This window comes from Leisingera sp. (assembly GCF_034669605.1).
GTDB lineage: Bacteria > Pseudomonadota > Alphaproteobacteria > Rhodobacterales > Rhodobacteraceae > Leisingera.
The window spans coordinates 1-6,578 of record NZ_JAXMOX010000236.1 but is presented as its reverse complement, the minus strand read 5'-3'; the positions used below and the strand labels follow the sequence as shown (position 1 = coordinate 6,578).

Here is a 6,578-nt window from a genome sequence, read left to right as displayed (position 1 = left end):
GCAAGAACGCTCTCGTCACCGGCGCCTCGGGCGGCATTGGCGGCGACATCGCCCGCGCGCTGCAAGGTGCGGGCGCTACCGTGGTGCTGTCCGGCACCCGCGAAGAGCCGCTGCAGGCGCTGGCTTCCGAGCTGGGCGAGCGGGCCCATGTGATCACCTGCAACCTCTCCGACAAGGACTCGGTTGAAGCGCTGCCCAAGGCCGCTGCCGAGGCCATGGGTTCGGTTGATATCCTGGTCAACAATGCCGGCATTACCCGCGACAACCTGTTCATGCGCATGAAAGACGAGGAATGGGAAAGCGTGCTGAACGTGAACCTTACCTCGACCATGCGCCTGTGCCGCGGCGTGCTGCGCGGCATGATGAAGGCGCGCTGGGGCCGCATCATCAACATCTCCTCGGTCGTGGGCGCCACCGGCAACCCCGGCCAGGGCAACTATGCCGCCTCCAAGGCCGGCATGGTGGGCATGTCGAAATCGCTGGCCTATGAGGTCGCCAACCGCGGCATCACGGTGAATGCGGTTGCCCCGGGCTTCATCGCCACCGCAATGACCGAAAAGCTGAACGATACCCAGAAAGAGGCGATCCTGACCCAGATCCCGGCCGGCCGCATGGGGGAATCGAAGGAAATCGCCTCGGCCGTGCTGTATCTGGCCAGCCAGGAAGCGGGCTATGTCACCGGCACCACGCTGCATGTGAATGGCGGTATGGCGATGATCTGACCGCGGCGCCAGCCTCTGCAGCACCAGCCCCCGCAGCGCGGCTGCGGGGTTTTTGGGGGGCGGCCGCGGCGGGCGCGCGTGATCAGCTTTCCCCGGCAAGCATCTGAAAAACATTCTAATTGCGAAAAATATTCTGCCGCGCCCTTGCAAGCCCTTGATTGCGGCGCCATCTGCACGCTTCATAGCCGTGCGATGCCGGCTGCCGCCGCCGCCGTGACCAAGCGAAACCGTTTGCCTTGGCCGCGGTCTATGTTATAGGCGGCCCATATCCGCGCTGGTTTTTCCTAACGGAAACGCCGCACTGCCCCCGCCTGCCGGGGGCTACACCGCCCGCTCCGGGCAAAAACCACGCCGCCCGCACGGGCAAGGGCAGAACTGGGCAGAGTGCCCTGAAAGACGAGGAATAGACATGAGCGACGTCGCAGACCGCGTAAAAAAGATCGTTGTTGAGCACCTGGGTGTAGAAGAAGACAAGGTCACCGAAAACGCCTCCTTCATCGACGATCTGGGCGCAGACAGCCTGGACACCGTGGAACTGGTGATGGCGTTTGAAGAAGAGTTCGGCATCGAGATCCCGGACGACGCTGCCGAAACCATCCAGACCTTCGGCGACGCGGTCAAATTCATCTCCGAAGCGTCCTAAGCCACGCTTTCGGGATACCGGACCAGGCGGCGTCTTCCCATCGGGGAAGGCGCCGTTTCCGTTTGCCGGGCCGGCGTCCGATTCCCGTTTTTCGGCGAGTCGGGCCAGGGGTTTGTTTGCGCTACCAAAAAGCCCCGCCAACGCGCCGCAATTGTTGCATAAATTGTCATGAAACGTCATTCCGGCCGCGGCGATCCGTGCTAATCTCATCGCAAGAGGCAACACTTAGGAGATGGGCATCATGATGATTTACCCCACAATGGAGATTCTGAACGGCCGCTGCGTGAGCCTCGAAAAGGGCCGCCTGGATGAGCCTTTGATCTGGCATGTGGATCCGGTGGAAACGGCCAAAGGCTTTGCCGCCGCCGGGGCGGAATGGATGCATGTCACCGACTTCAACGCGATTAAAGGCGATCACAGCAACGAGGCGCTGATCACCGAAATCATCCGCGGCGCCGGCATTCCGGTGCAGCTGGGCGGCGGCATGCGGTCGCGCGAGCATATCGAGCACTGGATCGACAAGGGGGCAGGGCGTATCGTCATCGGCACCCTGGCCGCGCGCGATCCGCATATGGTCAAGGAGCTGATCACCCACCACCCGGACCAGATCGTGCTGGCGGTGGACATCTATCAGGGCCAGGTGATGACCGACGGCTGGCGCCACTCCGGTGCGATCACCCCCAAGGACTTCATCGCCGCATTCGACACGCTGCCTCTGGCGGGGATCATTGTCACCGACATTGACAGCGACATGACCGATGTCGAAGCGCAGCTTGGCCTGATCTCCGGCCTTGCCGCGGATGCCCGCACGCCGGTGATTGCCAGCGGCGTGGTGCGCAGCGCCGATGATATTTCGCGCCTGAAATACATCTACAACATTTCCGGTGCGATGGTTGGCCGTGCCCTGTTCCGCAAGACGGTGACCGTCCAGAAAATTCTGGAAGTGGCCCGGCCGGAACCCGAGCCGGTAGCCGAGTTCCAGTAAAGGAAAAGAATGCCTGCGGGCTGTTGCCCGCAGGCATTCCTGTTCCGGCCCGGGCCGGGTTGCCGGCCCTTTGCCAGCAGGACGGGGCACAGCATCCAGCGGTCAGGCCGGTTTGACAGCCTGCGTCTGCTGCAGCTGTTTGGCGGGCGGCCAGGCAAGCAGGGTCTGCAGCTCTTCGCCCGTCAGCGGTGTGGTGAATTTCAGGCCCAGGTAGTTGGCGTTCTTCCACGTGATCTGCGCGCCGGCTGATCCGATTCCGGGCAGGGCTGCTGTGAGATCCCCGGAAAGTGTGCTTAGGGTTTTTTCCTGGTTGTTCCAGACTCTCACTTTGGCGCCCATCTGGCTGATATCGACCAGTTTCGCCTGCAACAGCGTCTGACCGGAGAGCAAATTGCACGGCAGCGAGCAGGGGTGGCGGTACTGCCGGCGCCGGTGCCTGCGGGCGAGCTGCTGTGCCAGGAGCAAGCCGGCCCCGCTGAGCAACAAAATGAAAAGCAGCGAACTTATCACCGTGGTTTCCGGCGACAGCGCTGGCAAACGGCCCATGCCGGCCGCAGTGCTGCCCTCTACGTCCTGTTGCGGATCATAGTTGCACGGCAGCGGGATGATCCGGCTGGCATAGTCGTCCAGCAGGGCGGATGTGCCAAACCGCAGCGCGCTGGCCCCTGCTTTTTGCTGGCCGTGCAGACGGTACTCTTCCAGAAGACGCTCTTGCTGAGTAATCAGCCGAATGGTCAGCAGCTCAAAAGACTGCATGCCCAGCCGCCGCATCCGTATCTGTAAGGCCTCCACCGGATGATCTTCCATCCACTGCAGCAGCCGCATCGGCTGATGCGGGTGCTGCCCGGTTTGCAGATGCTCCAGAAATCCGCGGGCCTCATGCTGGAAATTCACCAGATCGGACTGCAGCTGGCAGGTCGCCTTGGAAGATGCGGCAGCCGTAATTGCACTGCCGCAGAGTGCAGCCGGGGCAAACAGTGCAGCTATCATCAATGGCCAGTACCTCAATACAGGACCTTTCCGGCCGGCAAAGGACGTGTTGCCGCGCTTCCAAAGAGTGAATCTGTCTAGAGGGTAATATGATAGTGTTTATACTTCTTACGCGTGTAGTGAAATTAACATAAAACCAGTATCCCCTGCCAAGTGCGGCGTGCCCTGGCAGTTTGACTTATTCCTGACTCTGATGGTGTCAAATGCGCAAATGCACCGTGGCAAGGCGGCTCAGAACACACGCGGTTTACGCGCCCTGTGCAGGCCGGCAGCATCCGAAGCGGATTATCAAGCGCGATTTGGCCGTGCTGGATCAGCTTGACCACGCAACATGCACGCCGCGGCTGTTAAACCCCGAGCCGCGCCTCTTCGCGCAGCCCTTTGCCCTGAAGCGGGAAGGCCTCCAGCAGACGGTGCAATTGCAAGAAGTTGAAATCCTTGGAAAACTGGACGCCGAAATAGCCGGCGGTCTGCCAGCGGACTTGGGCATCTATGGTATATCCGCCAAAACTCAGCGTTACCGGATCCGAGATTTCACAAGGGCCGTCGGGGCGCACCTTGGCGCCGGCACGGCTCAGATCGACCAGATGGGCTTGAACTGTCCGCCCGCCCGTCTGCAAGACGCAGGGAACCGCGCAGGGATAGCGTTTGGTGCGGCGGATTTTGCGGATGCCGATCCGGTCGAGAAAATACAGCGCACTGCCGCCCAGAACCAAAAAGGACACCCAGGCAATTGCCGCATTGCGGATTTGCTGCCGCTGCCGTTCGTCTCCCGCGGCCACAGCAACCAGCTTGCTGCCGGTTCCGCTTTCCTTCACCTGGTCGCAGGGCAAGGCTTCGACATGGGTGCTGAAATCCGCCGCCAGCGCCGGGGTTCCCATATGGCGCGCGGTTTCCAGCGCCACGGCCCGGCCCTGACTGGAGAGGATCTGCAGCAGCAGCTGCTGCTGCTGCAAAAGCTCGCCCATGCTGTCAGCGACGGACTGAATGCCAACCGCTCTCATCCGCTGCCGCATCGGCGCGGGCGGGTTTGTGCTGATCCAGCTCCGCAGATGCTGCACATAATATGCACCCTGACCGGAGCTGAGATAGGAGAGGAACCCCTTGGACGCCCGGTTCAGGTTCGACAAATCCCGATGCACAGCGCAACTGGCCGCAGCGGGTTCCGGCAGCAGGCCAGTCACCAGTAAAAGAGCAGTTATCAGGAGCCATTGGCGCATGGCGAAGCCGTTCCTCTATACCTTTGGATTGAAATTATGACCTAAAGATGCAAATGCGCCGTTAACGCAGGCTGACTTTTATGGCGGCCAAGCAGGCAGGGCGCCTGGCCCCCAGCGCAGGCAGCAGTCGCGGGTCTGTTCCGAAGAAGCCGGGCGCATGGCAGCTGGACCGGGTCCGCCAGTCTAGGCTCCGGTGGTTGCCGATGGCGGGAAACTGCCGGTGTCCGGGCGCCGGGCGGGCGCCCGGATCTGCACAACAGCCGGCCGCGCCGGGAGCCGCAATCTGCAACCGGGCCAGGCGGTGCCGCCTTGAAAGGCCAGGGAACGCAGGGTCTCTGATTGCGGCACCCGCAACGGCTGCTCAGCAATCCTCTGTCTGGATGGCGGGGATAAAAAGGCGGGCTGGAGGCAATTTTGCCCAAACCTCCAGCCCGGTTCTGGCAATCCACGAGGACGGATGCCGAGTTCAGTTGTTATGGCCGCCCTCAACCTAAGGTATACTTATTAACAATTGATGCCACTTCCGCAATTTCCCCGTAAAACCCGCATTGCGCCCGGCGGCACTGCGGATCAGCCCGCTCTTGCACCCAGCCGCCTTTCCAAGCTATTTGAACGGACGGATTGCCGAGGCAAAGGAGAGCAAGGAATGCGTCGAGTAGTTGTCACCGGACTGGGCCTGGTTACACCGCTGGCCAGCGGAGTCGAAGAATCCTGGTCCCGGTTGCTGGACGGCCAGTCGGGTGCAGGCCCCATCACCCTGTTTGATGCCGAAGCAAGCGGCGTCACCACCACCTATGCCTGCGAAGTTCCGCGCGGCGATGGCTCCGGCGGGACGTTCAACCCGGATGACTGGGTGATCAAGAAAGACCAGAAGAAGATTGATGACTTCATCCTCTATGGCATCGCCGCCGCCGATATGGCCGTGCGCGACGCCGGCTGGACCCCCGAGGACGAGGAAAGCCGCCTGCGCACCGGCGTGATGATCGGCTCCGGCATCGGCGGCCTGTCGTCGATCGCGGACACCGCCGTGATGATCAAGGAAAAAGGCCCCCGCCGGGTGTCACCCTTCTTTATCCCCGGCGCGCTGATCAACCTGATCTCGGGCCAGGTCTCGATCCGCTTTGGCTTCAAGGGTCCGAACCACTCGGTGGTGACCGCCTGCTCGACCGGCGCCCACGCCATTGGCGACGCGGCGCGGCTGATCAAATCCGGCGACGCCGACGTGATGATCGCAGGCGGCGCCGAAGCGGCCATCTGCGAGATCGGCATTGCCGGTTTCAACGCCTGCAAAGCGCTGTCGACCAAACGCGCCGATGATCCCAAGGCGGCGTCGCGCCCCTATGACACCGACCGTGACGGGTTTGTGATGGGCGAGGGCGCCGGCATCGTGGTGCTGGAGGACTATGAGCACGCCAAGGCCCGCGGCGCCAAAATTTACGCCGAGGTGCTGGGCTACGGCCTGTCGGGCGACGCCTATCACATCACCGCCCCGTCCGAGGACGGCGAAGGCGGCGAACGCTCGATGAAGGCGGCGCTGGCCAATGCCGGGCTGGAGCCTTCGGCGATCGACTACATCAATGCCCATGGCACCTCGACCATGGCCGACACCATTGAACTGGGCGCTGTCGAACGGCTGCTGGGCGATCACGCCGCCAATGTCACCATGTCTTCGACCAAATCGGCCACCGGGCATCTTCTGGGCGCGGCCGGCGCGATCGAGGCGATCTTCTCGATCCTGGCGATCCGCGATCAGGTTGCCCCCCCGACCATCAATCTGGACAACCCAGCCGTTGAGACCCCGATCGACCTGGCCCCCAACGCCAAACGGCCGCGCAAGGTGGAGGTGGCCCTGTCGAACTCCTTTGGGTTCGGCGGCACCAACGCTTCGGTGATCTTCGGAAAGGCCGGCTGATGTGGCGCAGCCTCGCCTCCAACATGCTGACAGTGCTCATTGCGGTTTTGTTCCTGCTGGGCGGTCTGATCCTGTGGGGCAAATCCCAATACACCGCTGAAGGCCC

The 6,578-nt window shown here is 62.3% G+C and carries 6 protein-coding genes; 4 read left to right on the top strand and 2 right to left on the bottom strand.

What is annotated here, in order from left to right; genetic code table 11:
* The 3 genes from fabG to VOI29_RS21395 form a co-directional block, all read left to right on the top strand.
* A partial coding sequence (fabG, locus tag VOI29_RS21405) for a 3-oxoacyl-[acyl-carrier-protein] reductase (RefSeq protein ID WP_323783511.1) occupies window positions 1–722 on the top strand: 722 nt, incomplete at its 5' end.
* A gap of 409 nt (window positions 723–1,131) precedes the next feature.
* A complete protein-coding gene (locus VOI29_RS21400) occupies window positions 1,132–1,365 on the top strand; it encodes an acyl carrier protein (protein WP_005982462.1) in 234 nt (77 codons plus the stop codon).
* A 241-nt stretch (window positions 1,366–1,606) separates the two neighbouring features.
* Window positions 1,607–2,350, top strand: coding sequence for a 1-(5-phosphoribosyl)-5-[(5-phosphoribosylamino)methylideneamino] imidazole-4-carboxamide isomerase (locus VOI29_RS21395; protein ID WP_323783504.1), 744 nt, complete (start codon window positions 1,607–1,609; stop codon window positions 2,348–2,350).
* A gap of 102 nt (window positions 2,351–2,452) precedes the next feature.
* Here VOI29_RS21395 and VOI29_RS21390 read toward each other — a convergent pair whose 3' ends face one another.
* Both VOI29_RS21390 and VOI29_RS21385 read right to left on the bottom strand, forming a co-directional pair.
* Entirely contained in the window at window positions 2,453–3,175 is a 723-nt protein-coding gene (locus VOI29_RS21390) for a PilZ domain-containing protein (RefSeq protein WP_323783502.1), read from the bottom strand.
* A 512-nt stretch (window positions 3,176–3,687) separates the two neighbouring features.
* Window positions 3,688–4,524 carry a PilZ domain-containing protein gene (locus VOI29_RS21385; protein WP_323783500.1) on the bottom strand — a complete coding sequence of 279 codons (837 nt, stop codon included), beginning with the start codon at window positions 4,522–4,524 and terminating at the stop codon, window positions 3,688–3,690.
* Window positions 4,525–5,206: 682 nt separating this feature from the next.
* Between VOI29_RS21385 and fabF the strand changes: the two genes are divergently transcribed.
* Window positions 5,207–6,472, top strand: a complete 1,266-nt coding sequence (gene fabF / locus VOI29_RS21380) for a beta-ketoacyl-ACP synthase II (protein ID WP_323783498.1) — start codon at window positions 5,207–5,209, stop codon at window positions 6,470–6,472.
* The last annotated feature ends 106 nt before the right edge of the window (window positions 6,473–6,578 follow it).

What these genes read in the sequence shown, in the direction of transcription:
- VOI29_RS21390 (WP_323783502.1), bottom strand. Translation starts at nt 3,175, where the DNA reads ATGCGGCTGCTGCAGTGGATGGAAGATCATCCGGTGGAGGCCTTACAG.
- VOI29_RS21395 (WP_323783504.1), top strand. Translation starts at nt 1,607, where the DNA reads ATGATGATTTACCCCACAATGGAGATTCTGAACGGCCGCTGCGTGAGC.
- VOI29_RS21400 (WP_005982462.1), top strand. Translation starts at nt 1,132, where the DNA reads ATGAGCGACGTCGCAGACCGCGTAAAAAAGATCGTTGTTGAGCACCTG.
- fabF (WP_323783498.1), top strand. Translation starts at nt 5,207, where the DNA reads ATGCGTCGAGTAGTTGTCACCGGACTGGGCCTGGTTACACCGCTGGCC.